Source organism: Streptomyces sp. NPDC003036, assembly GCF_040611175.1.
Lineage (GTDB): Bacteria > Actinomycetota > Actinomycetes > Streptomycetales > Streptomycetaceae > Streptomyces.
In genome coordinates this window covers 59,874-85,234 of sequence record NZ_JBEXNO010000005.1, presented here as the reverse complement: position 1 = coordinate 85,234, position 25,361 = coordinate 59,874, and the positions used below count along the sequence as shown (strand labels likewise).

General features: G+C 73.4%; 19 protein-coding genes and 1 pseudogene. 10 read left to right on the top strand and 10 right to left on the bottom strand.

All coding sequences use genetic code 11. The features are described 5' to 3' along the window. Positions 1-6 precede the first annotated feature (6 nt). Positions 7-671, top strand: a pseudogene (locus ABZX67_RS05535) (alpha/beta hydrolase-fold protein); the annotation flags it as partial. Between the two features lie 50 nt (positions 672-721). Here ABZX67_RS05535 and ABZX67_RS05530 read toward each other — a convergent pair. After that, positions 722-2,392, bottom strand: a complete 1,671-nt coding sequence (locus ABZX67_RS05530) for a peptidase M23 (protein ID WP_355354957.1) — start codon at positions 2,390-2,392, stop codon at positions 722-724. Between the two features lie 322 nt (positions 2,393-2,714). On the opposite strand from ABZX67_RS05530, the gene ABZX67_RS05525 reads away from it, so the two are divergent. Continuing rightward, the gene (locus tag ABZX67_RS05525; RefSeq protein WP_355354954.1) at positions 2,715-3,374 is read left to right on the top strand and encodes a cutinase family protein; all 660 of its coding nucleotides are present in this window, start codon (positions 2,715-2,717) and stop codon (positions 3,372-3,374) included. Positions 3,375-3,422: 48 nt separating this feature from the next. On the opposite strand, the gene ABZX67_RS05520 is transcribed toward ABZX67_RS05525, so the two are convergent. The 5 genes from ABZX67_RS05520 to ABZX67_RS05500 form a co-directional block, all read right to left on the bottom strand. Next, a complete protein-coding gene (locus ABZX67_RS05520; RefSeq protein WP_355354952.1) occupies positions 3,423-4,568 on the bottom strand; it encodes a BTAD domain-containing putative transcriptional regulator in 1,146 nt (381 codons plus the stop codon). Positions 4,569-4,725: 157 nt separating this feature from the next. Beyond that, positions 4,726-6,396, bottom strand: coding sequence for a tannase/feruloyl esterase family alpha/beta hydrolase (locus ABZX67_RS05515; protein ID WP_355354949.1), 1,671 nt, complete (start codon positions 6,394-6,396; stop codon positions 4,726-4,728). A 145-nt stretch (positions 6,397-6,541) separates the two neighbouring features. Next, positions 6,542-7,777, bottom strand: a complete 1,236-nt coding sequence (locus ABZX67_RS05510; RefSeq protein ID WP_355354946.1) for a cytochrome P450 — start codon at positions 7,775-7,777, stop codon at positions 6,542-6,544. Between the two features lie 74 nt (positions 7,778-7,851). Continuing rightward, complete coding sequence (locus tag ABZX67_RS05505) at positions 7,852-8,688, bottom strand: DUF4097 family beta strand repeat-containing protein (protein WP_355354943.1); 837 nt, start codon at positions 8,686-8,688, stop codon at positions 7,852-7,854. A gap of 79 nt (positions 8,689-8,767) precedes the next feature. Next, on the bottom strand, positions 8,768-9,316 hold the full coding sequence (locus ABZX67_RS05500; protein ID WP_355354940.1) for a hypothetical protein: 549 nt from the start codon (positions 9,314-9,316) through the stop codon (positions 8,768-8,770). A gap of 194 nt (positions 9,317-9,510) precedes the next feature. On the opposite strand from ABZX67_RS05500, the gene ABZX67_RS05495 reads away from it, so the two are divergent. From ABZX67_RS05495 to ABZX67_RS05460, 8 genes are all read left to right on the top strand, one after another. Next, a complete protein-coding gene (locus ABZX67_RS05495; protein WP_355354937.1) occupies positions 9,511-11,013 on the top strand; it encodes an ABC transporter substrate-binding protein in 1,503 nt (500 codons plus the stop codon). A gap of 8 nt (positions 11,014-11,021) precedes the next feature. Further along, positions 11,022-12,773 (top strand): ABC transporter permease subunit, encoded by a 1,752-nt coding sequence (locus ABZX67_RS05490; protein ID WP_355354934.1) that lies wholly within the window; start codon positions 11,022-11,024, stop codon positions 12,771-12,773. Next, positions 12,770-13,801: an ABC transporter ATP-binding protein gene (locus ABZX67_RS05485; protein WP_355354931.1), complete on the top strand. Its 1,032-nt coding sequence runs from the start codon at positions 12,770-12,772 to the stop codon at positions 13,799-13,801. The genes ABZX67_RS05490 and ABZX67_RS05485 overlap by 4 nt, the downstream gene beginning before the upstream one ends. Next, on the top strand, positions 13,798-14,643 hold the full coding sequence (locus ABZX67_RS05480) for a dipeptide/oligopeptide/nickel ABC transporter ATP-binding protein (RefSeq protein ID WP_355354928.1): 846 nt from the start codon (positions 13,798-13,800) through the stop codon (positions 14,641-14,643). The genes ABZX67_RS05485 and ABZX67_RS05480 overlap by 4 nt, the downstream gene beginning before the upstream one ends. A 16-nt stretch (positions 14,644-14,659) precedes the next feature. Next, on the top strand, positions 14,660-15,631 hold the full coding sequence (locus ABZX67_RS05475) for a succinylglutamate desuccinylase/aspartoacylase family protein (RefSeq protein WP_355354925.1): 972 nt from the start codon (positions 14,660-14,662) through the stop codon (positions 15,629-15,631). A gap of 117 nt (positions 15,632-15,748) precedes the next feature. Then, on the top strand, positions 15,749-17,983 hold the full coding sequence (locus tag ABZX67_RS05470) for a glycosyl hydrolase (RefSeq protein WP_355354922.1): 2,235 nt from the start codon (positions 15,749-15,751) through the stop codon (positions 17,981-17,983). A 98-nt stretch (positions 17,984-18,081) separates the two neighbouring features. Next, the gene (locus ABZX67_RS05465; protein ID WP_355354919.1) at positions 18,082-18,471 is read left to right on the top strand and encodes a hypothetical protein; all 390 of its coding nucleotides are present in this window, start codon (positions 18,082-18,084) and stop codon (positions 18,469-18,471) included. 87 nt (positions 18,472-18,558) lie between these two features. After that, a complete protein-coding gene (locus ABZX67_RS05460; RefSeq protein ID WP_355354916.1) occupies positions 18,559-19,935 on the top strand; it encodes a carbohydrate-binding protein in 1,377 nt (458 codons plus the stop codon). Positions 19,936-19,956: 21 nt separating this feature from the next. On the opposite strand, the gene ABZX67_RS05455 is transcribed toward ABZX67_RS05460, so the two are convergent. The 4 genes from ABZX67_RS05455 to solA are packed head-to-tail and all read right to left on the bottom strand — an operon-like array spanning position 19,957 to position 25,356. After that, a complete protein-coding gene (locus ABZX67_RS05455) occupies positions 19,957-21,519 on the bottom strand; it encodes a GMC family oxidoreductase N-terminal domain-containing protein (RefSeq protein WP_355354913.1) in 1,563 nt (520 codons plus the stop codon). After that, positions 21,516-23,069, bottom strand: a complete 1,554-nt coding sequence (locus ABZX67_RS05450; protein ID WP_355354910.1) for an APC family permease — start codon at positions 23,067-23,069, stop codon at positions 21,516-21,518. Before ABZX67_RS05450 ends, ABZX67_RS05455 begins: the two co-directional genes overlap by 4 nt. Continuing rightward, on the bottom strand, positions 23,062-24,192 hold the full coding sequence (locus ABZX67_RS05445; RefSeq protein ID WP_355354907.1) for an aromatic ring-hydroxylating dioxygenase subunit alpha: 1,131 nt from the start codon (positions 24,190-24,192) through the stop codon (positions 23,062-23,064). Before ABZX67_RS05445 ends, ABZX67_RS05450 begins: the two co-directional genes overlap by 8 nt. Positions 24,193-24,201: 9 nt before the next feature. Next, positions 24,202-25,356, bottom strand: a complete 1,155-nt coding sequence (gene solA / locus ABZX67_RS05440) for an N-methyl-L-tryptophan oxidase (RefSeq protein ID WP_355354904.1) — start codon at positions 25,354-25,356, stop codon at positions 24,202-24,204. Positions 25,357-25,361 lie beyond the last annotated feature (5 nt).

Below are 25,361 nucleotides of genomic sequence, written 5' to 3'. Positions count from 1 at the left end.
GCGGCCGGTGCCCAGAACTGGGAGAACTTCCACCTCAAGCAGGTGATCCCGTTCATCGACGCGAACCTGCGGACCATCGCCACCAAGAGGGCGCGGGCCATCGCCGGCGTCTCCATGGGCGGGTTCGGGGCCTTCCACTACGCCCAGGTCCGTCCCGACCTGTTCAGCCACACCGCCTCCCTGTCGGGGGACATCGACCTGTCGGTCAGGTCCATGGACCTGCGGCTGGCCGTCGTCGCCTCCCTGATCGACGCGGCCGGCGCGATCTGCGGCTCGGCGTCCGGAGCCTGTGACCCCAACGACTCCCCGTACAAGCCCGCTGTGGACAGTGACGCCGCGTTCGGCTCGCCCTACCCGGTGTTCAACGCCGACTGGCGGTGGAACGAGGTCGACCCTCCCAGCACATGGACAGGCTCGCCAAGGGCGGAGTCGGGGTCTCCGTCTACGTGGGCGACGGGGGCGGATCGCCCCTCGAACCCGAGTTCTGGGTCGCGGGCGCGGCCAAGAACGTCAAGGCCGCCATGGACGCCCTGGGCATGTCCTACTCCTACGTCAACTACGGCGACGGTTCCGGCTGGGGCACCCGGTGCAACGGCGGCCACAACGCAGGCTGCTGGGAAGAGGACCTCCGGGACCTGATTCCCCGGCTGGAGAGGTCCTTCGCCTCCTGAAGGACCCGGCAGGGCCCTGACCTACCGGACAGGGCCCTGCCGGACGACACCTAGTCGACCGCGGGGCCGGAATCGTTCAGCCAGCCCCATTCCGACCACGTGGCGAACCCGGTCTGCCACCGGTGGTAGACACCGGCGTGGCTGGTGCCGAACACCTCGATCCGACCGTCGGCGTTGTTGCCCGCCCCGATCTCGGTGCCGCCGCCACCGAAGGTCTCCCACGGCGCGTACGCCGCGTTGGGGGCGGTCTGCCAGGCGTGGCTCGCGCTGGTGGCGTTGATCGCGAACACCTCGACCCGGCCGTCGACCGACCGCGAGGTGGTCAGCTCGGCGTTGGCGAGCCCGCCGGTGCCCGTCCACTCCGACCACGTGGTCGGACTGGTCTGCCAGCGGTGGAAGACGCCGTTGGTGTTGGAGGCGAACACCTCCAGCCTGCCGTCCTGGTTGTAGCCGGTGGCGACGTCGTGTCCGCCGCCGCCGAAGTTCTCCCAGGCGGACCAGCCGCCGTTGACGCCGGTCTGGTACAGGTGCCCGAACGTCGCGTCCGACAGCGCGAAGACCTCGAGTCGTCCATCGGGCGCGGTCTCCATGGCGAGGCGCGCGTTGGCGGGGCCACCGCCGACGCCTTCCCAGGCGGCCCAGCCGCCGCTGGGCGCGGTCTGCCAGCGGTGGAAGACGCCGTTGGCGTTGGAGGCGAACACCTCGATGCGGCCGTCGGCGTTGTTGCCCGCCGCCAGTCGGTACCCGCCGGTGCCGAAGTTCTCCCACGCGGACCAACCCGCACTGGGCCAGGTCTGCCACATGTGCTCGAAGGTGCTGTCCGACAGCGCGAAGAGCTCCAGCCTGCCGTCCGCGTTGGACGCCACCGCCAGCTGCGCGTCGCGCGGGCCGCCCGCGAACCGCCACTGCGACCAGGCGCCGTTCACCGTCGTCTGCCACGCGTGGTACACGCCGTCTTCACCCGCGGCGAAGGCCTCCAGCCTCCCGTCCGCGGACCGCCCGGACACCACCCGGCCGGAGGCGTACGGGTGCTTGGGGCCGCCGCCCGTACCGGACCACAGCGCGTTGGCGATGAGTACCGCGTCGTCCGCCTCGATCCCGTACAGGTGGCGCAGGTCCTCCCTCGGGCGCTGGACGTTCCAGCACACGTCGCCGATCGCCACGTTGTTCCACGAGCCGCCCGGGTACTGCCGTTCCATCGCGTCGAGGAAGGCGTTGGTGGCGTAGGTCGGGTTCAGGCGCTGCTCCCGGGTGCCCCACCAGTCCTGCTGCTGGAACAGCCCGAGGCTGGTGTGGTCGACGGCCTGGGAGTAGTTGTTCATGCTGCTCTCGACGATGATCGTGGCGATGGCGATCGCCGCGGCTCTCGGGTTGAGCCCCCGGTCCTTCACCGCCTGCGTGACCATCCGCGCGCAGGACATCTTGTAGGCGTTCAGGTAGCCGGCCATCTTCGCGCGCAGCTGCGGGTTGAGCTGGTCGGCCATGACGCCGTCGGTGGCCGACGGGCCGGCCGGATCACACGGCACGGTCGGAATGGCGAAGCCCTCTGGGCCACTGAAGTACCGGGAGACGCCGGACCGGTCGTCGCCCGGGTCCGGGACGGGCCCGGGCCGGGCGACAGCGGCCGAGGCGGTCATCCCGACGACCAACGCCCATATGCCGGCCACGACGGCCAGTCTGGTGAACACGGTGAACACGCGGTATAAGCCGGTTCTTGCCACGGTGTGCCTTTCCGTTGCGGAGTGCGGAATGCGGGGTGCGGGGTGCGGTACGCGGAGTCCAGCCGACCGGCCGAGCGGTCGCTTCTTCTCCGGCGGCGGGCGGTCGGCGGTCGGCGGCCGACGGTAGAGGGCGCCGATGAAATACCGATGGAACCGGCCCGCACCCCCGCCGCGTTGGCGCCGGAGCCTCTCCCTCGCACTCGGCCCGTGCGCGTTTCATCGGGATGTCATCGGCTGCTGCCAAGGTCGTCCGGTAACCGCGGCCGACCGCGTACCGCATCGGAAAAGCGGGCGCGGAGGCCGACTACATGGGGAGGATCGAATGCGGGCGAAAAGGTTCGCGGCCGCGTTGGCGGGGCTCGTGCTGACGGCCGGGCTCTCGGTGGCACAGGGATCCACGGCGCAAGCGGCGGCTCCGTGCGAGGGCACCTACACGATCGTCGTCGGCGGCACGGGAAGCTCGTGGAACAACGACGGCTTCACCGGCAACATCCAGCAGCACGTCGGGTACCCCACCCAGATCCCCAACGGTGCGAGCGCCCGGGCGGGCGTCAACGAGCTGAACCGGCTGGTGCGCGACCAGCGCGCCGCGTGCCCGGGCCAGCACGTCAAGATGGGCGGGTATTCACTGGGCGCGGCGGTGGTGCACATCTGGGTCACCGAGAACTGGCAGACGTTCAAGAACGTCAACGCCATCCTCATCGCGGACCCCAAGCGCCAGGGCCCTCCCGGGGCCAACGGCGGGGCCGTGCCGTTCGGCGGCTTCGTCGGCGCCCCGCTCGCCGGCGCCGACCGGTTCTTCGGCGACGTGCCGGTCAAGACGATCTGCCACTGGGACTACGTCTGCGACGAGTCCGCCGGCATCTGGACCTACCCGAACAACCACGTGAAGAACTACCCCCACGACTTCAACATGGACCACCACAACGACAGCGCCAACGAGGAGTGGTACAACGGCGCCTGGCACCCCGCCTCCTGGTAACCACGGAGACTCGCGGGCCGGGCGCGTAGCCGCATGCTTCACCATCTGTCATCGGCCGGAGGAACCGGCTGCCGGCAGGTGGTGACGCGCCTGTGGCGTTCGCGGACCCCGCGAGAGGCGCGCGGCCGAGGGGGAGGGGATGAGGCCGAGGCCGGACTCGTCGCCGCGCAGGATCATCTGGTGCGTCCCCCGCAGCATCCGGCTCGGAGGAACGCCCAGGTCGTCGGCGAGACGGCGGCGGGCGCGGTCGAACACCGCCAGTGCGTCGGCCTGGCGGCCGTTGCGGTACAGCGCCCGCATCAGCAGGGCGGCCAACGGCTCGTTCAGGGGATGCGCCGCGGACAGGGCGAACAGCTCGGCGATCGCCTCCGCGTCCTGGCCCAGCTGCAGCTGCCCCTCCACCTTCCGCTGCACGACGAAGAGCCGGCGCTCGGTGAGCCGCAGCCGCTCCAGTTCGGCGAGCGGCCCGGGCAGACCGGCCAGCGGCCCCCCGCGGAACAGCTCCAGCGCCTCGGCGCACAGGCGGACCGCCTCGGCCGGTTCACCCGCCCGATCGGCCGTCCCGATGGCGGTGACCAGTTCCTCCAGACGCACCACATCCACGTCGACCGCCCCGGGGACCAGCCGGTAGCCACGCCGGGCGTACTCGATGACCGAATCCGGCCCGTCCCCGCCGCGCAGGACCTTGCGCAAGCGGTAGACGTACACCGGCACCACGTTCGCGGCCGGCGGCTCCATGCCCCATACGTCATCGAGCAGTTCCTGCTGACTGAGCCCGCGCTCCGGGCACAGGGCCAGCGTCGCCAGTACGGCTTGCTGGCGGGGGTGCCCCAGGTCCAGAGGCCGCCCGTCCCGCCACGCCTGCAGCGGTCCGAGCAAGGAGATCCGTACCGTCGGCCCGGCCGCCTCACCGGCGGCGGCCCGCGGCACCGATCGCACCGACGGTGTGCGGGGACCGCGTCCGGGGGCGACCAGGCCGCAGTCGAAGGCGTGGACGATGGCGGCGGCCCGGTCGCGCAGCCCGAGCTTCGCGAGGATCCGCGCGAGGTGTTCGGCCACGGCGTCCTCGCGGAGGCCCAGGGCGCCGGCGATCTCGTCGTCCCGCAGACCGCAGCCGACGGCGCCGAGCACCTCGCGCTCCTGATGTCCGAGGGCGGTGGCGGTGGGGCGTTGGGTGGTGGCGGTCGTCGACATCGCTGCTCCCCGGGCTCCGGACGGGTCGGTCTGGCGGGCGTCGACAAGGTAGTGCGGAGAGCGCCGGGCACGGCATCCGGAACGATCCGGAGTGACACGGGCGAGCGGGACACCCGGGGGCGGGTCACGAGGGGCTCGCGTCCCCGTGTTCCGTGCGTCAGGGCGTGGAGGAACAGAGGAAAGCGTCCGCGGAGTCGGGGCTTCCGGTGCCCGTGAACCGCGGCCAGGACGGGTAGGCGCACAGCGGCCGGGTCCGGCCGTTCGCCGCGGGGTTGGCGTCCCTGACGACCGGTCGCAGGGGAGCGGCGTCCTTCTCCACCCACTGCTCCAGGGCGCTCAGCGAGTCCCAGCTCGCCGCGAAGGAGGTGTCGATGTTGACGTGGTTGGCGCCGGGCACGAGGTAGAGCCGGGCGAAGTCGTCGGTGGCGTGCTTGCCCATGCGCTTCTGCACGCGGTGGAAGTAGTCGACCGTGGAGCGGTGGCTGACGAGCTCGTCCGCCGTGCCGTGCAGCATGAGCAGCTTGCCGCCGGCCTCGGCGAAGGGGCGCAGGTCGGGATTGTTGACGTCCTGCAGCGCCGAGAGCTCGCTGATGCGCTGCTGCCAGGCACCGGGGCGGCGGGGGTCCAGGGCCAGGGAGTCGTACGCGGGGTCGCGGGTGACGAAGTACCGCACCCACTGGTCCCAGAACTGCACGCCGTAACCGCTGTTCTTGGGCATCGGGCGGCCGGGGGGCTCGGAGCCCATGCCCAGCAGGGGCGTCGACATGTCGGCACCGGAGAGGAAGGGGAAGCCGGGGTAGCCGGTCTCGCCGCTGGCGAGGCGGTACCGCCAGCGCAGCGGCGAGGACAGGGCCGTTACGGCGCGGATCTGGGCATCCGACAGACAGGTGTCCGCGGTGTCCCGGCCCTGCGGGCAGCGCAGCGTGCGCGGGTTGAAGTGGCAGCCGCGTTCGTGGGAGACGACGCCGTCGCGGAGGCCGTCGTCGCCGTCGCAGTCCGCGACCACGGCGCGGTGCAGCAGCTGCTGCTCGGCGGTGCCGAGGAAGGCTCCGGGTCGGGAGAGGACCTGCGCTTCGTAGCCGAAGAAGAGGTCGAGGCTCGCGGCGTTCCAGGCCGGGTAGGCGGCGATGACGCCGTCGAAGTCCGTGGGCCAGCGCTGGGACACGGCGAGCGCCTCCCGCCCGCCGCTCGATCCGCCGGCGAAGTAGCTGTGGACGGGAGCACCACTCTTGTAGTGAGCGCGCATGAGGAACCGCGCGGTGTCGCTGGTCTTCTTCAGGGCGTCGCCGGCGAAGTTGCGTACCGCTTCGTCGTTGACGCCGAAGGACCCGTCCAGCGAGGGGGTCGGCTTGAAGCCGGGTGCGGCCTGGTGTCCGGAGTCGCTCGCGAAGGTGGCGTAACCGCGGCTCAGCGGGCGGGGCCGGTCGGTCGGGCCGAACGGGACGTTGCCGGTGACATCGGGGATGGTCCCGTCGTAGCCCCCGCCGCCGAACATCATCGCTTTCCCGTTCCACTGCTCGGGAAGGGCGACCCGCATCCTGATGTCGGGGGCCCGCGGATCCACCGGGTGGATGGCGGCGTCCACGCGGCAGTAGGCGCCGGTCGCGGCGGCCCCGCTGCCGGCCGCCGGGACCGGCTGCGCGGCGGTCACCTCGCCGCCCGTGGTGGGCAGACCGATCGCGGAGGCGGGGATCCGCAGCCCGAGTAGATCGCCGCACACCGCGGGGGTGCGCGGGGCGGCTGGTGCGGGCGGGATGGGTGCGGCGGGCGGCCAGACGCCGCTGACCAGAGTGAACGCGAGTCCTGACGCTGCGACGATCTTTTTCATGGGGGTCTCCACCTGTGCGCCTGAGGGTGCGGGCGCACAGGCTATGGAGCCCGCTCTCCAGGGCACTATGGCCTGGGCGCACACTTGTGCTGCTCGCGTGGTGTGGGATGCGGCTGGTCCCCGACTTCGTGCGAGGCCCCCTCCCTCAGGACGCGTCCCAGGTGACCGGCAGCCGGTGCACGCCGTAGATGTTCATGTCGGTGCGCAGGGGTACCTCTTCGGCCGGCACGTCGAGGCGCAGGGTGGGGAACCGCCTCAGCAGCGCGGGCAGGGCCACCGTCAGTTCGACACGGGCCAGTTGCTGGCCCAGGCACTGGTGGATGCCGTGCCCGAAGCCCAGGTGTCCCGTGGCCGCGCGGCGCAGGTCGAGGACGTCCGGGTCGGGGAACTTCTCCGGGTCCCGGTTGGCGGCCTCGAGGGAGAGGGTGACGGTTTCGCCGGCCGCTATCGTGAGGCCGTCCAGCTCGACGTCCTCCAGCGCGGTTTTCACGGTGGTGTGGGCGACCGTCAGGTAGCGCAGCAGTTCTTCGACGGCCCGCGGGGCGAGATCGGGGTCCGTGCGCAGGGCCTCGGCCTGGGCCAGGTTGGCGAGCAGCGCGAACGTACCGTGGGCGATCATGTTCGCGGTCGTGTCGAGCCCGGCGGCGAGGAGGAAGCCCCCGATGCCGACCAACTCCTCGTCGGTGAGGTCGGAGTCCTGGGCCAGGTCGCCGAGCAGGTCGTCGGTCGGGGTGGCGCGCTTGGCGGCGACCAACTCGCCCATGTACTCCTGGAGTCCGACGAAGGCGGCGTACCGTTCCTCGGGCGTCACGTCCTGGGTCATGATCGTGTCGGCGTGCTGCTGGAAGCGCTCCCGGTCGGCGTAGGGCACGCCGAGGAGCTCGCAGATCATCAGTGCGGGAATGGGCCGGGCGTACGCCTCGACCAGGTCGGTGCCCGGCCCCTTGCGCTCCATCGCGTCCAGGTGCTCGGCGGTGATCTCCTCCACCCGCTCGGTGAGCAGGCGCATGCGGCGGACGGTGAACTTGCCCATCAGCAGCCGCCGGAAGCGGGTGTGCTCGGGGGCGTCCATGCCGGTCATGTCGCCGACGGGCGCGGGCGGCAGAGGGCCCTCGGGGCCGCCGGGGAAGGGGTAGTGCATCAGCTCGTACCGCGAGCTGAAGCGCGGGTCGCCCAGGATCGAGCGGACCGCGGAGTATCCGGTGGCGAGCCAGCCGACGTGCCCGTCGGGGTAGGTCATCCGGGCCAGCGGCCGCTCCTCGCGCACCTCCGCGAGTCCGGTCGGCGGGTCGAAGGGGCAGCCGGGGGTGCGCTGCGTGGACAGGGTGACGGGCTCGGTGGCGTCCGTGGCATCGGGTCGGGCGGACGGTTCGTGCGGCATGGTGCGACCTCCGTGACGGGTGAGGGAAGCGGGTGTCTTTCCGAGGGTGTTTTCCGAGGGTGCTTTCCGAAGGGTCAGGCGCGGCGGATGACGATGTCGCCGACGCCGGTACGGGCATGGATCTCGACGGTCTCGTCGGAGGCGCCGGGCCCTTCGGCGGCGCCGAGCGCGTTGCGGACCGTGCCGGCCTTGCAACTGACGTCCAGCCAGGCCGCCGTGGACGCGCGGACGCCGACCTCCACGTCGCCGACCGCGGTGTGGAGGTCGATCACGCCGCGCGCCACCTGCCGCACGCTGATCGCGCCGTTGGCGGACTTGGCCTCGACGGAGGCGTGCGCGATGCCGACCGTGATGCGGCCGTTGGAGGAGTTGGCCTTCAGCTCACCGGTGATCTCGCCGATCTCGGTCTCGCCGTTTCCGTTCCTGACGGTCGCCGCTCCCACGATCTCGCCGATCTCGACGCGGCCGGCCCCGCGGATCTCGGCGTCGCCCACCGCCCGGTCGACGCGGATGCGGCCGTGGTCGGTCCGCAGGTTCACGGTGGACGCCTCGTCGAGCCGGATGTCGCCGAGCGAGGTCTTGATGCGGCACTCGCTGAGCGGTCCCTCGCCGGTGTAGTCGCCGATGGGGGAGGTGCCGCGGACGCGTGATCCGGCGGGGAGCTCGATGATCACGTCGATCGACCCGCTCCTGCCGAACAGGGAGCGCCTCTTGGGTCCCTTGAGGGAGAGGGTGCCGTCGGCATACGTGACCTCGGTCTGCTGCGCGGCCCGTACGTCCGCGTCGTCGGCGCCGTTGCTCGGCAGCACCTCGACGACCGTGTCCCCGCGCTTGCTCGCGGTGAGCCGCACCTCGCCGACGTCGAACTCGAGGACCGCCGTGATGGGCCCGGAGGTGTCGTAAGAAGGCATGGCTGGTCCGTCCTCTTGGCTCTGGAAGGTGTTTCCGCAGGTGGTGCGGTAGGCGTGAAGGGGGAGCGGGGGGCTCCGGCTAGCGGACCCAGCCCCGGTAGCTCTGGCCGTGGCGCGGGGTACGGGCGGCCGGCCGGTCCGGTCCGGCGCCCGGTTCGAGGGCGAGGGCCACGGCCCGGACGAGCCAGGCGTTGACGGACAGACCCTCGCGGCCGGCCGCCTCCTCCACCCGGGCCTTCAGCGGCGCCGGGAGCCGGAAGTTGATCCGGGCCGTGCCCCCTCCTTCCTCGCCGTCCGCCGGGGAGGGCGCCACCGGCGCCACTGGTGCCACCGGTGGCGCCATCGGTGGCATCAGGCCGGACGCCTCCCCGGGGAGCTCGGCGGCGGGTGGTGCCGTCACCACGAACTCGGGGTCGAGCCCCCGCAGGCGAACGTCCACCGCGCCCGGGGCCAGCTCGCGGGTGATCTCGTCCGTGGCGGCGGAGAGCGCGTTCAGCAGGGTCAGCCGGGCGGCCGACTCCAGGGGCGCGGTGAGCCGCTCGGCCAGGGCGCGGGCCTCGTCCCCGCCGGCGTTCGCGGCGACCGCGAGCTCCCGGCGGAGGTGGTCGACGTACGGGGTCAGGTCCATGGGCGCCATATTGGCACCACTGTGGCGCCACGAAAAAGAGTTATGGCGCCACTCGCTGCCGGATGGCCCAAAGGGTTGTCATCGTGGCGCGTTCTCGGCGGGTCGGCAAGCGATAGTTGAATATGATTATCATCTGCTAGGGTCCGGTTCTGCGTTCTGTACGTCACCCGGTCCGACGGAGATGGAAAAGTCCCGTGCACACCCGTAAGTCCCTGCCCCTCCTCTCCGTGGCGATTGGCTCCGCCCTGCTCCTGACGGGTTGCTTCGCACCCGGCGCCGCACCCGGCGGAACCGGCGGGAAGGGCGGTGGGGACAAGCGCGTCCGGGTGGTGATGATGCAACCGCCGCGCTCCGGCCTCTCGCCCCTCAGTGACGACGCCTTCAAGCTGTCGCGGTGGAGCACCGCCGAGACGCTGGTCACCCTCGACGCCAACGGCGACCCGCGGCCCGCCCTCGCCGAGACGTGGCGGCGGGCGGGCGACAGAGCCTGGTCCTTCACCCTCCGCTCGGGCGTGACCTTCCACGACGGCACCGCCCTCACCGCCGAGGACGTGGTGCGCTCGCTCACCAAGGCCTCCCAGGCCGCGCCGAAACCGCGCATCCTCGACGGCGTCGACCTGACCGTCACCGCCGAGGGCGACACCGTCACGGTCACCACCGCCGCGGCGGACCCGCTGCTCCCGCAGCGGCTCTCCTCACCGCAGCTGTCGATCCTCGCCGCCAAGGCGTACCAGGGCAGGACGGTGAACCCCGTCGGCGCCGGCACCGGCGCCTTCGTCCTGAAGCGCGTGAACGGAACCAGCTCCGCCACGCTGGACCGCAACGACGACTACTGGGGCGGCAGGCCCAAGGCGGCGGGCATCGACGTGCGGTTCGTACCGGACGGCACAGCACGCGCCGCCGCGCTGCGCAGCGGTGAGGCCGACATCGTCGAGTCCGTGCCGGTCTCGCAGGCGGCCCTGCTCGACGAGGACCAGATCACCGAAGTGCCCATGCCGCGCACCAACACCCTCTACCTCAACACCCGCCGCGGCGCCTTCACCGACCCCGCGCTGCGCGCCGCCGCCCGTACGGCCATCGACGCGGGGCCCCTCGTCGACGGCGTGTACGAGGGCCGGGCCGACGTCGCCGAAGGCCTGCTCGGCCCCGCCATCCCCTGGGCGAAGGAGCGCGCCGGCCGCACCCGCCCCGCCACGCCGGCGAACCCGGCGGGCAGGACCGTCACGATCGGCACCTTCACCGACCGCGCCGAGCTCCCCGAGGTGGCCGCCGCGCTCCAGCAGCAGCTCCAGAAGGCCGGTTTCACGGTGAAGCTGGAGATACGCGAGTACGCCGCCATCGAATCAGACGCCCTCGCCGGGAAGTTCGACGCCTTCATCCTGTCCCGGGCCACCGTCCTCGACTCCGGAGATCCCGCCGCGTACCTCTACAGCGACTTCGCGAGCGACGGCTCCTTCAACCTCTCCCAGCTCGCCGACCCGAGCGTCGACAAGGCGCTGGAGAAGGCGGCGAAGGCGCCCGCCGGCGCCGCGCGCCGCTCCGCGATCCTGGCCGCGGAGACCGCGATCCTCAACACCGACGCCGCGATCCCGATGCTGCACGAGCGGGTCGTCCAGGGCGACGCCCCGCACGTCGTGGACTCGGCGAAGGACCCCCGCGAGCGCCTGCTGGTCACCCCCGGCACGTACGTCAAGTGAGCGGCGGCATGAAGACCGCGCTTGCCCGGACGGCCGCGCTCGCCGCCGTCCTCGCCACCCTCGGGCTGCTGCCGTGGCTGTCCGGCAGGGACGCGGCCCTCAGCGTGCTGCGCGCCCGCTCCGCCGAACAGGAGCCGACCGAGGAGGCGCTGGCCGCCATCCGCGACGACCTGGGCCTCGGCTCGGGGCCACTGACCCTGCTGGGGCGCTGGGCGGGCGGGCTGCTCCGCGGTGACCTCGGCACCTCCTGGGTCTCCGGCACCGACGTGCTGCCGTCGGTCGCCTCCGGACTCGGCGTGTCGCTGGGGCTGATGGGCGCGTCGCTGGCCGTGGCGCTGCTGGTCGCCGCCGCGCTCTGCACGGCGACGGTGGTACGCGGGGCGCGCGGCACACGACGCCGCGGCTCCGGCGGAGCGGCCGCCGCGATGCTCGCCTCCGTGCCCGAGTTCCTGCTCGCGACGGTCGGCCTAATCGTCGCCGGCGTCTGGCTGGGCCTGCTGCCGACGTCCGGCTGGCAGGGCCCGTCGTCCATGGTGCTGCCCGCGCTCGCCATGGGGCTGCCCGCCGGCGGGCTGCTCGGCCGGCTCGTGGACGACGCGCTGCCCGCCGTGTTCGGCGAGCGCTGGGTGGAGCTGTGGCAGGCGTCGGGCGTCTCCCCGTGGCGCCTGGCGTGTGCGGCGCTGCGCCGGGCCGTGCCCGCGATCGCGCCGCAGTTCGGCCTGGTCGCGGTCGGGCTGACCGGCGGCGCGGTCGCCGTGGAAACCGTCTTCGCGGTGCCCGGCATCGGCCGTACGGCCCTCGGCGCCGCCAAGGCCCAGGACCTGCCGCTGCTTCAGGGCGCCGTCCTGGCCCTGCTCCTGCTCGGCCTCGCGGCCGGCGCCCTCGCCCATCTCGTACGCATACGACTCCTCGGGCCCGGCCTGCGGGACGCCGCCCTCGCGCTGCCGGCCGCGCCGCGGGCCCCGGCAGGCCGGGCGGCGCGGGCCGTGCCCGTGGTGCTCGCCGGCGTCCTGCTGGCGGTCGTCGGGTGGGGCCTGCTGCGCGACCCGTACGCCGTCGACGTCACGGCGCGGCTGGCCGCCCCCTCCGGGGCGCACCCGCTCGGCACCGACGGGCTCGGCCGGGACGTACTCGCACGGCTCGGGCACGGCGCCGCGGCGACCGTCGGCGTGGCGCTGGCCGTGTGCCTGCTCAGTTACCTCTTCGCCGTCGCGATCGGCTTCCTGCCGGCCCTGTCGGCCGGGGTGGCCGACATCGCCAACGCCCTGCCGCCCGTCATCGTCGGCATCCTCGTCGCCTCGGCCCTCGGCCCCGGCACGGCCGGTGCGTCCGTCGCCGTCGCGTTGGTCTCCTGGCCACCGCTGGCCGCGCACGCCTCCGCCCTGGTCGAGGAGGTCCGGGCGAGCGGGTTCCTCACCGCCCAGAAGGCGATCGGTGCCACGCCGCGCTGGATCCTGACCCGGCACGTCCTGCCCGCCGTGGCCGGGCCCGTGGCCCGCCACGCGGTGCTGCGGCTGCCCGGGATCGCCCTGGCCCTCGCCTCGCTCGGCTTCCTCGGCCTCGGTGCCCAGGCACCCGCCCCCGAATGGGGGCTGCTCCTCGACGAGTCGCGGGCGTACGTCGAACGCGCTCCCTGGGCGGCCCTCGCCCCGGCGGGCGCCCTGGCCCTGCTGGCCGGCTTCGCGGTGTCGCTCTCCTCCGCGACGGGCTTCTCCGGGACCACGGCGGCCGTACGGCGTGCCGGGGCGGTGGCGTCATGACCGGCCGCCCCGTCCTGCTCTCCGTGCGCGACCTGTGCGTCGAGTTCCCCGCCGTGGCCGCCGTCCGCGGGGTGTCCTTCGACGTACGGGAGGGCGAAGTGCTCGCCCTGGTCGGCGAGTCGGGGGCGGGCAAGTCCCTCACCGCCCGCACCCTCCTCGGCATGGCACCGCACACCGCGCGGATCACCGGCAGCGTCCGTCTGCGCGACCGGGAGCTCCTCGGTGCGCCGCGGTCGCCGTACGCCGGGCTCCGGGGGCGGCGCATCGCCCTCGTACCGCAGGACGCGCTCGCGGTGCTCAGCCCCGTCCACACCGTCGGCGACCAACTGGCCGCGGCCGTGCGCTCGGTGCGCGGGCTCGACCGGCGCCGGGCGCGGGCCGCGGCGGTCGCCGCCCTGGACCGTGTGGGCATCCCGGACGCGGCCCGGCGGGCGAAGGCGTACCCGCACGAGTTCTCCGGCGGGATGCGGCAGCGTGCCGTCATCGCGATGGCGATGATCAACGAACCGGAGCTCGTCGTCGCCGACGAGCCGACCACCGCCCTCGACCCCGCCGTACAGGAACAGGTCCTCGGCGTCCTCGCGTCGCTGCGCGAAGCCACCGGCGCGGCGATGGTGCTGGTCACGCACGACCTCTCCGTCGTCGCCGCGCACGCCGACCGGGTCCTGGTGCTGTACGCCGGGCGGCCCGTGGAGTCGGGCCCGGTCGAGCGGGTGCTCACGCGGCCGCGCGCCCCGTACACCGCGGGACTGCTCGCCTCCCTGCCGCCCGACGAGCCGCTCACGGACCGCAGGCTCCCCGCCATCGGCGGCGCCCCGCCCTCACCGGCGGAGCTCGCGCACCTCACCGGCTGCGCCTTCGCCCCGCGCTGCCCCCTGGCGGCGGGGCACGAACGGTGCCGTACGCGTGAACCGGAGCCCGTCGCGGTCGGCGAGGCCGGCCACCTGGTCTCCTGCCACCGGTGGCAGGAGACCCCCGACGTGCCCGCCCTCGCGCGGCACCTGCGCCGGGAGAGGGGTGCCGCATGAGCGCCTTGCTCGCCGTACGGGACCTGACGGTCCGCCACCGCGGCCGTACGCGGCGCTCCGCGCCGGTGCTCGCGGTCGACCGGGTCTCCTTCGAGGTGTCCGCCGGGGAGACCCTGGCGCTGATCGGCGCGTCGGGCTCCGGGAAGTCCAGCACGGCGGCCGCGGTCCTCATGCTGCGCCGGCCCGACGGCGGCGAGGTGTGGTTCGACGGGCGCGAACTGACCGCGCTCGACGAGACCGCGCTGCGGCCCCTGCGCCCCGCGTTCCAGCCGGTGTTCCAGGACCCGTACGGCTCGCTGAGCCCGCGCCTGCGCGTGCGCGACGCGGTGGCCGAACCGCTGCGCGTCCAGGGGCGGTGGGACGCCGGGACCGGCCCGCGCCGGGTGGCCGACCTGCTGGAGACGGTGGGGCTCGACCCCCGGCTCGGCGACCGGCTGCCGCACGAGCTGTCCGGCGGCCAGTGCCAACGCGTCGGCATCGCCCGGGCCCTGGCGAGCGAGCCGCGCCTGCTCGTGCTCGACGAGCCGCTGTCCGCGCTCGACCCGTCCGTGCGGGCGGGGATCCTGAACCTCCTCGCCGACCTCCAGGACAGGCTGGGGCTCGCGTACCTCCTCATCTGCCACGACCTCGCCGTCGTACGCCACTTCGCCCACCGGGTGGCGGTCCTGCACGACGGCCGGATCGTGGAGACGGTGCCCGCGTCCGACCTGTACGAGCCGGCCGGCCTTCATCCACGCACACGCGAGCTGCTCGGTGGGGTCTCCCCAGGCCCGAAGGGCTACGGGGGAGAGGCGCGGTGCCAGGCGACGCGAGCCCGGCAAGATCGACAAGACACCCCCTAGCCCCGGGAGCGCGACCATGACGACCACCTGGACCCTCGGCCCGCTGCGTGCCGAGCCCGGCACCAAGGCCCGCGGCCCGGTACCGGCGGACCTCTCCACGGTGACCGTGGACATCCCGGTGACCCTGGTGAACGGTGCGCGCCCCGGGCCCCGGGTGGTGATCACGGCGGGCATGCACGGGGGAGAGTTCACCGGCATCGACGCGGCCACCCGGCTCGCGGCGCTGCTCGACCCCGCCGAGGTCACCGGCCAGGTGCTCGTCTGCCCGGTCGCCAACCCGCCGGCCGTGTACCACGGACGCCTCGGCGTCTCCCCGCTCGACGGCGTGAACATCAACCGGGTCTTCCCCGGCGACGCGCAGGGCGGCCCCACCGAGCGGCTGGCGGCCTGGCACACCGCGCACCTCGTCAGCGGCGCGGACGCGTACGCCGACCTGCACTCCGGCGGCATCGACGAGACGCTGCGCGACTTCGTCGGCTACCGGCTCACCGGCGATCCGGTCCTCGACGCGAAGACCCGCGCGCTGGCCCACGCCGTCGGGGTCGAGGACGTGATCCTCGGCCGGGACGCGAGCGGCGGCAACAGCCACGCGGCCGCCGCGCGCCGGGGCGTTCCGGCCGTCCTCGTCGAGACCGGCCGACTCGGCGAGCGCGACCCGGCCACCGCGCACCGCCTGGTCGAGGGCCTGTACGGGCTGCTGCGCGAGGCGCGCGCGCTGGACGGGCCGCCACCGACGAGCACGGCGCCCGCACGGGAATGGGTCTGGGCCGGAGCCGTCGCCGCGCAGGCCACCGGCCTGTGGTACCCGGCCTTCACCGCCGGGGACGACGTGACGGAGGGCCAGGTCATCGGCCGGATCACCGACCCGGCCGACGGCCGCGACGCCGACGTTCTCGCCCCGGCGACCGGCCGCGTCTTCTACGGCATGCACGGCCTGACCGTCGCCTCCGGCGCCGAACTGGCCGCCATCGCCCGGCTGTTGCCGTAGGGGACCGTTCCCTGCGCCTCTCGTGTCACAAAGGCCGACACGCGCCCTACTCCTCGCCCAGCCCCTCTCGTAACGTCGTCGCCGTTTGAAGTGGTCGTGGCAAACGAGAGGGTGCTCATGCGCAGACGCCTGCTGTCGTTCGTCCTCGCCGCGGTGGCCGGAGCCGCCGTCCTCACGGCGCCGAGCACGGCCCCCGCCACCGCCGCGCCACCCGGCCCGCCCGACGCGTACCGGCCGGTGCGCGGGCCGTCCGCGCCCGCGGAGTACCGGTACCAGCAGAAGACCCTGCCCGGGCAGGCGATGCCGCGCCACGCCCACGACCTCGCCGCGCAGCAGGCGCGCCGGCTCCCCTCGGTCGGCGGACGCTGGAAGGCCGTCGGGCCGACCGACATCGGCGGCCGGATCGTCTCGCTCGCGCTCGACCCGACCCGCGCCGACACCGTGTACGCGGCCGCCGCCAGCGGCGGGCTGTGGCGCTCCACCGACGCCGGGCGGGCCTTCCACTCCGTGTGGCCCGACGACTGGACGCAGGCGATGGGCGCGGTCGCCACCGCCCCGGACGGCACCCTCTACGCCGGCACCGGCGAACCCAACCCCGGCGGCGGAAGCATCACCTACGAGGGCACGGGGCTGTACCGCTCCACCGACGGCGGGGCCCACTGGCAGCCCGTCGGCCTGCGCGACTCGGGCGCGATCAGCGCCATCACCGTCGACCCCGCCAACCCGCGGCGCGTCTACGTGGCCGCGGCCGGCTCGCTCTACAACGGCGGCGGAGACCGCGGCGTCTACCGCTCCGACGACGGCGGCGACACCTGGCAGCGCATCCTCGCCGGGGAGACGGAGTTCACCGGCGCCACCGAGATCACCGTCGACGGCGACCGCCTGTACGCCGTGATGTGGGACCACCGCCGCCGCCCGGACCTGCGCACCTACGGCGGCGTCGGCTCGGGCGTCTTCCGCTCCACCGACGGCGGCCGGACCTGGCAGCGCCTGGCCGGCGGCCTGCCCGCGCGCGGCCCCGACGTGGGGCGCATCGGCCTCGCCGTCGCGGGCGACCGCCTCTACGCGCTCGTCAACAAGGCCGGCGGCGCCTTCGAGGGCTTCTACGCCTCCGACGACGGCGGCGACACCTGGACCCGTACGCCCGACGACCCGGCGCTCGCCGCGTCGCAGTCCAGCTTCGGCTGGTGGTTCGGCAAGGTGTGGGCCGACCCGCGCGACGCCGACCACGTCCACGTCGCCGGGGTCGCGCTGATGACGACGAAGGACGGCGGCGCCACCTGGACCGGCGACGACACGAGCATCCACGTCGACCACCACGCCATGGTGTGGGACCCGCGCCGGCCCGGCCGCGTCTACCTGGGCAACGACGGCGGGGTCTACCGCTCCGACACCGACGGCGACGGCGGTTGGGTCAAGGCCCGCCACGAGCCGTACACCCAGCTGTACAGCGCCGCCATCACCCCGCAGGACGTCACCCGGATCTCCGGCGGAGCGCAGGACAACGGCTCGCTGCGGTCCTGGGGCGGGGACGGGGACGGCTTCAACGAGTACCTCGGCGGCGACGGCGAGGAGAACCTCATCAACCCGACCGACCGCGACAACGTCTTCGCCTGCTACCAGTACGGCAACTGCTTCCGCTCCACCGACGGCGGCGACACCCTCACGTACTTCGCCGACAAGACGGCCTTCAAGCGGCGCAACTGGTTCACGCCCGTCGTCTTCGACCCGCGCGATCCGCGGATCCTGTACTACGGCTCCGAGGTCGTCAACCGCTCCACCGACGGCGGCGCGACCTGGCGCGCCATCAGCCCCGACCTGTCCGGCGGCCCCGGCACCGACCCCGCCTACCCCAACTACGGCACCATCACCTCCCTCGCCCCGGCGAGCGACGGGCGCACCCTGTACGCGGGCACCGACGACGGCCGCGTCTGGGTCACCCGGGACCTCGGCGCGACCTGGACCAAGCTCGCCGAGGGGCGGCCGTGGGTGACCCGCGTGGTCGTCGACCCGGCCGACCCCGACCGCGTCTGGACCACCCACTCCGGCTACCGCGCGGGCTCCCCGCTGCCGCACGTGTACGCCTCCACCGACGGCGGCCGCCACTGGCGGGACCTGTCCGGAAACCTCCCGGCCGCGCCCGTCAACGACCTGGTCGTCGCCCGCGGCGGCGCCCTCCACATCGGCACCGACCAGGGCGTGTTCACCAGCCCCTCGGGCCGGGGCCACTGGCTGCGGCTCGGCCGCGGCATGCCCCAGGTCCCCGTCGACGACATCGAGTACGACCCCCGCAACCACCGGCTCGTCGCCGCCACCTTCGGCCGGGGCTTCTACGAACTGACCACCCCCTGAGCCCTGCACCGGAAGGCCTGCTCACTCGTACGAGGGGCCGCGCGCGGGTCCCCGCTCCCTCCGCGCGCCCGCCACCGCACAATCCCCGATGAGGAGCGGTGCGCGGGCGCGCTGGGACGGGGCCATCTGCGGCGTACTGGCGATCGGGGGCGTGGCCGGCTCGCGGGCGCGGCCGCCGGAACGGCCGTCGGCCTCGGCGCCGCCCTCAGCCCAGCGCCTGGTGGCGCTACACGCTCGCCCGCCACCACCTGGCGCTGCGCGGCCACACACCCCGCGACCTGACCGCCTTCCTCGTGGACGCGCACGAGCGGCGCGGCGTACTGCGCCAAGTGGGGGCCGTGCACCTGTTCCGCCACATCGAGCTGCAACACCGCCTGGCCGCCGCCGGGGCGGCGGACGAGGTCCCCGGGACGCACCCGGCCGTTCCGGGGCCGCGGGCGCGCGGCGGTTACGCCGCATGGCGGGCCCGCGTCTCCCGTACCACCTAATAAACCGACAACCCGACATTTCTCGCGGGGCCTTCGGCAACACCTACGGATCGGGCCTTTCCCCCACCGAAACCGAGGTGACACCTGATGCTCCACCGACACGCCACAGCCGCGTGCACCGCCGCCCTCGTCGCGGCCGGCGCGCTCGTGCTGACCGGGCTGCCCGCCGCGGTCGCGTCCGAAACGCCCACGCCACCCGCCGGACCGTCCTCCACCGTCCAGTCGGCCGCCGCGCTCCTCGGCGCCGACAGACCCTCGCCCGAAGTGCTGCGCGCCCTCCAGCGCGACCTCGGCCTCACCGAGGGGCAGGCCCGCGCGCGCCTGGTCAACGAGGCCGAGGCCGGGGCCATCGCGGGCCGCCTGCGCGCCGCGCTCGGCACGCGCTTCGCGGGCGCCTGGGTACGCGGCGCCACCTCCGCCACCGTCACCGTCGCCACCACGGACTCCGCCGACGTCGCCACCATCAAGGCCGGCGGGGCCGAGGCCGAGGTCGTACGGTACGGGCTCGCCGAGCTCGAAGCCGCCAAGGCCAAGCTGGACCAGGCCGCCACGACCACCAGGACGCTCGACGCGCCCGTCTGGTACGTCGACGTGCGCACGAACACGGTGACGCTGGAGGCCGCCGAGGCGTCCGCCGCGGAGGCGCTCCTCACCGCCTCGGGTCTCGACCGCGCCCTGGTGCGCGTGCGGACCACGGCCGAGCGGCCGCAGCCACTGGCGCACGACCTGCGCGGCGGCGACGCGTACTACATCGGCGCCGCCCGCTGCTCCATCGGCTTCTCGGTCACCTCCGGCACCCAGCAGGGCTTCGCCACCGCCGGGCACTGCGGCAAGGAGGGGAACGAGACCACCGGCCACAACAAGGCCGCCCAGGGCGCCTTCAAGGCCTCCAAGTTCCCCGAGAACGACATGGCGTGGGTGGCCACGAACGCCGACTGGACCGGAACCCCGTACGTCAAGGGCGAGGCCGAGAAGAACGTCGAGGTCACCGGCTCCACCGAGGCCCTCCCCGGCGCCTCCATCTGCCGCTCGGGCTCCACCACCGGCTGGCACTGCGGCACCGTCGAGCAGCACAACACCAGCGTCACCTACCCCCAGGGCACCGTCACGGGCATGACCCGCACCACCGTGTGCGCCGAGCCCGGCGACTCGGGCGGCGCGTACCTCTCCGGCGGCCAGGCCCAGGGCGTCACCTCCGGCGGCTCCGGGAACTGCACCTCGGGCGGCACCACCTACCACCAGCCCATCAACCCGATCCTCCAGGCGTACGGGCTGACGTTGAAGACCACCGCCAGCCAGCCGGGCGAGGCCGGCAAGTCGGGCGGCACCTGGGCCGCCGGCAAGGTGTACGCACCCGGCGACCAGGTCACCTACGACGGTGTCACCTACCGCTGCATCCAGTCGCACCAGGCGCAGTCCGGCTGGAACCCCGCGGCGGCCCCGGTGGTGTGGCAGCGCGCCTGACCACGGGACTCCGCGGACCCCTCAGCGGTCTTCCTTCAGCAGGTCCGCGCACTTCTCGCCGATCACCATCGTCGTGACGCACGGATTGACCGTCACCAGGTCCGGCATGACCGAGCCGTCGGCGACCCGCAGCCCCGCCACGCCCTTCACCCGCAACCGGGCGTCGAGCGGGGCCAGCGGGTCGTCCGCCGCGCCCATCCGCACGGTGCAGGCCGGGTGGTAGACGGTGTTGTGGGTCGCGCGGATGTAGTCGAGCAGCTCGTCGTCGCCGCGGACGTCCGGCCCCGGCGCCAGCTCGGCGCCCGCCCACCCCGCCAGTGCCGGCTGGGCGGCGATGCGGCGGGCGAGCCTCAGCCCGTACGTCATCACCCGCACGTCGTGCTCGTGCGTGAAGTAGCGGGGGTCGACCCGCGGCTTGTCCCGGAAGTCGCGCGTCCGCAGCCGCACGGCGCCCCGTGAGCGGGCGCGGGTCACGTTGGGCGTGAGGCAGAAGGCGTTCTCGGAGGTCGGGTAGCCCTGCCGGACGGTGTGGAGGTCGAAGGGCACCGAGCCGTAGTGGAACATCAGGTCCGGCCGGTCCAGACCCGGCTCGGTGTCGTAGAAGACGCCCGCCTCCCACCACTGCGTGGACGTGGCGGGCATCGGCTGCTTCGCCTCCCACATGATCACGCCCTCCGGATGGTCCTGGAGGTTCGCCCCGACCCCCGGCGCGTCGACCAGCACCTCCACGCCCACCTCCCGCAGGTGCTCCGCCGGGCCGATGCCCGACAGCATGAGCAGCTTCGGCGAGTCGATGGCGCCGCACGAGACGACGACCTCGCGCCGGGCCCGTACGGTACGGGTGTGGACCAGGTCCGGCTCCAGGTAGGCGGCGCCGGCGCAGCGGTGGCCCTCGAACACCAGCTTCCTGGCCCGCACCCCGGTGCGTACCTCCAGGTTGGGCCGCCTGCCCATGACCGGGTGCAGGTACGCCACGGACGACGACTGGCGGATGTTGTTCTCGTCGGCGTTGACCTGGAACCAGCCCGCGCCCCGCACCACCGTCCGCCCCGTGTTGAACGGGGTCGTCGGGATGCCCGCCTGCGCGCACGCCTCCAGCAGCGCCGCACCGCAGGGGTCCGCGCCCTTGAGGGTGCGCAGCCTCACCGGGCCCGTACGGCCGTGGTGGTCGCCGGGGGCGTCGTTGTTCTCCAGGCGCCGGTAGAGCGGGAAGAGGTCCGCCGCGCCCCAGCCCCGGCAGCCCGCCGCCGCCCAGTCGTCCAGGTCCTCCCCCGGCGCCCAGAAGGCGATGCACGAGTTGTGCGAGGAGCAGCCGCCGAGCACCTTGGCGCGGGCGTGACGCAGGAAGCTGTTGCCGCGCTCCTGCGGTTCGACGGGGTAGTCCCAGTCGTAACCGGACTCCAGCAGGCCCATCCAGCGCTCCAGGCGCAGGACGTCGTCGTCGCCGACGTCGCTCGGGCCCGCCTCCAGGAGGCACACCGTGACGGACGGGTCCTCGCTGAGCCGGGCGGCGACGACACTGCCCGCCGTACCGCCGCCGACGACGACGTAGTCGAACTCCTGGCCGGGCAGGGGAGCGGTCATGAGAGCGTGGCCTCCTTCGGCGCCGCGGACACCTGCGGTGGGTCGGCGGCGTGCTCCGCCAGGACGCCCGTACGGTGCCGCTGGACGCACCAGTAGTAGGCGAAGCCGCCCGCGGCGATGCCCCCGACGAACAGCACCGCGCCCCACCGCAGGTACCAGTGGTACGGCGCGGTCGCGTTGTAGACGGCGGCGCGCGGCCAGATCAGGTTGAGGGTCATCGCCGCGCCCCACAGCACGGCGAGGACGTTCACCGGCAGGCCCCAGCGGCCGAGCGAGAACCTCCCCTCGGCCGGCTGCCACCGGCCGCGCAGCCGTGCCACCAGCATCGGCCCCGTCACCAGCAGATAGGCCAGGTAGATCATGACGATGCCGATGCCGGTGACCACCGTGAAGATCTGCGGCCGGCGGATGTTGACGAGCAGGACCGCCAGCGCCAGCACCCCGACGAGCACGGTCGGCAGCACCGGCGTACCGAAGCGCGGGCTCACCTTCGCCAGCCGCGCGGACGCCGGGAGGTTGGTGTCCCGGGCCATCGCGAAGGCGAGCCGGACGGCCGCCGTGTGCACGGCCAGCGCGCACACCGTGACGGCGATCAGCACGCACCACAGCATCGCCTTGCCGGCCGTCGGCCCGAGCACGTCCAGCACCACGTACTGGAGCCCCTCCGTCGACAGCTTGTCGCCCCGCAGGCTCGACACGCTCATCAGCGCCAGCAGCAGCACCAGCCCGCCCAGCACGAAGGAGGCGACGATCGCCCGGAGGACGGCCCGGGGCGCGTTGCGAGACGGGTCGAGCGACTCCTCGCCCAGCGACGCGGCCGTGTCGAAGCCGTACATGACATACGCGGAGGCGAGCGAGGCGATGAGGAACGCACCGAGGTAGCCGAAGGGCTGCCCCGCCCCGCTCCCTGCCGTCTCGGTCACGACCTGCGGGCCGCGTACGACATGGAGGGCGAGCAGCGCGATCAGCACCACCGTGGCGATCAGCTCCAGGAAGACGCCCGCGGTGTTGATCCGCGCCATCAGCTTCACGCCGAAGGCGTTGACGAGGGTGGTGAAGAGGATGAGGACCGCGGCGAGCAGGACGGCGTTGGCCGCCACGTCGTACGTGCCCGTCCCGTCGCCCACGAACTGGAACGCCGACGAGATGCGCGGCAGCGTCAGCTGGTAGGCGAGGGCCACGGCCGCGATCGACACGATGGAGGCGATGAGCATCATCCACCCGGCGAGCCAGCCGATGTGCGGATTGCCCAGCCGCTTCGCCCAGTTGTAGATGGACCCGGCCACCGGATGGCGGGCCGCGAGCTCGGCGAAGCACAGCGCCACCATGAACTGTCCGGCGAACACCATCGGCCAGGACCACCAGTAGGCGGGCCCGCCGCTCGCGTAACCGAAGTAGAAGAGCTGGAAGGTGCCGGTGAGGATGGAGATGTACGAGATGCCGGCGGCGAAGGTGTGGAAGGAGCCGAGGGTACGCGTGAGCCCCGCGCGGTAGCCGAACTCCGCGAGTGCGGCGTCGTCGTCCGCGCCGCCGGTGGGCAGGTCAGGCACCGGAGCCCCCCGTCTTCTCCAGCAGCCAGGCGTGGAAGAGGGAGATGTGGTGCTCGCTCGGGACGAGGACGCCGCCGGCGCGGTAGGCGCGCGACGCCATCGCCGGCTGGGTGCGTTCGCACACCGCGAAGTCCTGGAGGTTCACCCGGTGGAACAGCTCCACCGAATGGGACACGTCCGCGCCGGAGGCCACGACCTCGGGCGCGTACAGCCAGTCGCACTCGACGACCGTGCGGTCCTCGGCCAGCGGGAACATCCGGTGCAGGATCACGTGGTCCGGGACCAGGTTGACGAAGACCGTCGGCTTCACGGTGATCGCGTAGTACCGCCGGTCCTGCTCCGGGGTGACCTCGGGCAGGGTGCCGAACCCCTCGCCGCCGTCGACCGTGAAGCCCTTGACGTCCTCGCCGAAGGCGGCACCGTGGCCGACGTAGTACTGCGCGGCGTAGCCCCCGGCGAACTCCGGCAGCACGTCGACGAGTTCCGGGTGGATCGTCGCGCAGTGATAGCACTCCATGAAGTTCTCGACGATCAGCTTCCAGTTCGCCTTCACGTCGTACGTGATGCGGCGGCCGAGCGCGAGCTCCTCGGTGCGGTACCGCTCGATGGAGGCGGCGTCGCCGAGCCGCTCCACCGCCGCGCCGATCACGGTCTCCTCGAAGGACGGCGGCTCGCCGGCCAGGCACACCCAGGCGTAGCCGAGCCACTCGCGCAGGTGCACGGTCACCAGGCCGTACGCGGCGCGGTCGATGTCCGGCATCTTCGCCAGGTGCGGCGCGGCCACCAGTCTGCCGTCCAGGTCGTACGTCCACGCGTGGTACGGGCACCGGAGGGTGCGGCGCACCTCGCCGGACTCCTCCAGGCAGAGGCGGGCGCCCCGGTGGCGGCAGACGTTGAGGAACGCGCGCAGCTCGCCGGCCCCGTTCCGGGCGACGATCACGCTTTCCCGGCCGACCTGGACGGTCCGGAAGGCGCCCGGTCTGCCGAGGTCCGCGCTGCGCACCGCGCAGAACCACATCGCTTCGAAGAGCCGCTCCTGCTCCCGCCGGAAGACGTCCGGGTCGGTGTAGGAGGCGCCGGGCAGGGTGGCGATCAGGCTGGGGGAGAGGGGTGTCGGGGGCACGGCGGGCTCCTAGGCGGACATCGTGGCGAGACGCCGGGGGTCGAAGAGCTCGATCGGGTGCGCGGTGGCGCCGGTCAGCGCCAGATCGGCGAGGATCTCGCCGACGACGGGCACGAACTTGAACCCGTGCCCGGAGAAGCCGCAGGCGACGGTCACCGACTCCGGATGCCGGGGATGGCGCGCGATCACGAAGTGCTCGTCGGGCGTGTTGGAGTACATGCAGGTCGCGGCCTTCAGGAAACGGCCGGGCAGGTCCGGAAGGAGACGGCCCGCCTGCTCGGCCATGGCCGCGACCTCGTGGTCGTGCACGGTCCGCTCGACGGTCTCCGGCGTGCAGACGGTGCCTTTGCGGAAGAACGCCACCTTGGCCCCGAGTTCCGGCCCGTCGATCGCCGGGAAGCCGTAGATCTGGACGCCTTCCGCGTCCTCCCAGATGTAGACGGGATGGTTCTCGGGCAGGAACGCTTCGGCGGCGCCGCGTGGCCGGAACCAGTACATGACCTGCCGCTCGATCCTGAACGGCACCCCGAGGTCCGTGAGCAGCCCGGGCGCCCACGCGCCCGGGCACATCACCAACTGCCCCGCGGTGTACGTGTCCTCGGCGGTGTGGACGCGTACGCCGTCACGGTACGGCTCCCACCGCAGCAGCGGCTCCTCGAAGTGGAGCTCGGCGCCTGCGCGGCCGGCCAGCCCCAGATGGGCCGCGACGGTGTTCTCGGGCCGCAGCAGCCCGGCCCGCGCCTCGTACAGCGCCACGTCGTCCTCGCCGGGCGTCAGCGTCGGGAAGCGGCGGCGGATCTCCTTGGCGTCGAGCATCTCGTGCGGCAGGCCCCACCGCTCGGCCGAGAGCCGCGAGCCCGCGACGGTACGCGACTCGGGACGGCCCAGCATCAGCCCGCCGCACAGCGTCGCGATGTCCCGTCCGGTGTCGCGCTCCAGCCGCTCGTAGAGCTCGTACGCGCGCAGCAGCAGCGGTACGTAGGCGGGGTCCTCGAAGTACGACTGGCGCGTGATGCGGGAACCGCCGTGGCTGGAACCCCTGGCGTGGACGGGTCCGAACTTCTCCAGGCCCAGTACGCGGGCCCCGCGCGCGGACAGGTGGTGGGCGGCGGCGCTGCCCATGCCGCCGAGGCCGACCACGATCACGTCGAAGGTGGGTGACATCCAGG

What these genes read in the sequence shown, in the direction of transcription:
- ABZX67_RS05525 (WP_355354954.1), top strand. Translation starts at nt 2,715, where the DNA reads ATGCGGGCGAAAAGGTTCGCGGCCGCGTTGGCGGGGCTCGTGCTGACG.
- ABZX67_RS05520 (WP_355354952.1), bottom strand. Translation starts at nt 4,568, where the DNA reads ATGTCGACGACCGCCACCACCCAACGCCCCACCGCCACCGCCCTCGGA.
- ABZX67_RS05515 (WP_355354949.1), bottom strand. Translation starts at nt 6,396, where the DNA reads ATGAAAAAGATCGTCGCAGCGTCAGGACTCGCGTTCACTCTGGTCAGC.
- ABZX67_RS05510 (WP_355354946.1), bottom strand. Translation starts at nt 7,777, where the DNA reads ATGCCGCACGAACCGTCCGCCCGACCCGATGCCACGGACGCCACCGAG.
- ABZX67_RS05505 (WP_355354943.1), bottom strand. Translation starts at nt 8,688, where the DNA reads ATGCCTTCTTACGACACCTCCGGGCCCATCACGGCGGTCCTCGAGTTC.
- ABZX67_RS05500 (WP_355354940.1), bottom strand. Translation starts at nt 9,316, where the DNA reads ATGGACCTGACCCCGTACGTCGACCACCTCCGCCGGGAGCTCGCGGTC.
- ABZX67_RS05490 (WP_355354934.1), top strand. Translation starts at nt 11,022, where the DNA reads ATGAAGACCGCGCTTGCCCGGACGGCCGCGCTCGCCGCCGTCCTCGCC.
- ABZX67_RS05485 (WP_355354931.1), top strand. Translation starts at nt 12,770, where the DNA reads ATGACCGGCCGCCCCGTCCTGCTCTCCGTGCGCGACCTGTGCGTCGAG.
- ABZX67_RS05480 (WP_355354928.1), top strand. Translation starts at nt 13,798, where the DNA reads ATGAGCGCCTTGCTCGCCGTACGGGACCTGACGGTCCGCCACCGCGGC.
- ABZX67_RS05475 (WP_355354925.1), top strand. Translation starts at nt 14,660, where the DNA reads ATGACGACCACCTGGACCCTCGGCCCGCTGCGTGCCGAGCCCGGCACC.
- ABZX67_RS05470 (WP_355354922.1), top strand. Translation starts at nt 15,749, where the DNA reads ATGCGCAGACGCCTGCTGTCGTTCGTCCTCGCCGCGGTGGCCGGAGCC.
- ABZX67_RS05460 (WP_355354916.1), top strand. Translation starts at nt 18,559, where the DNA reads ATGCTCCACCGACACGCCACAGCCGCGTGCACCGCCGCCCTCGTCGCG.
- ABZX67_RS05455 (WP_355354913.1), bottom strand. Translation starts at nt 21,519, where the DNA reads ATGACCGCTCCCCTGCCCGGCCAGGAGTTCGACTACGTCGTCGTCGGC.
- solA (WP_355354904.1), bottom strand. Translation starts at nt 25,356, where the DNA reads ATGTCACCCACCTTCGACGTGATCGTGGTCGGCCTCGGCGGCATGGGC.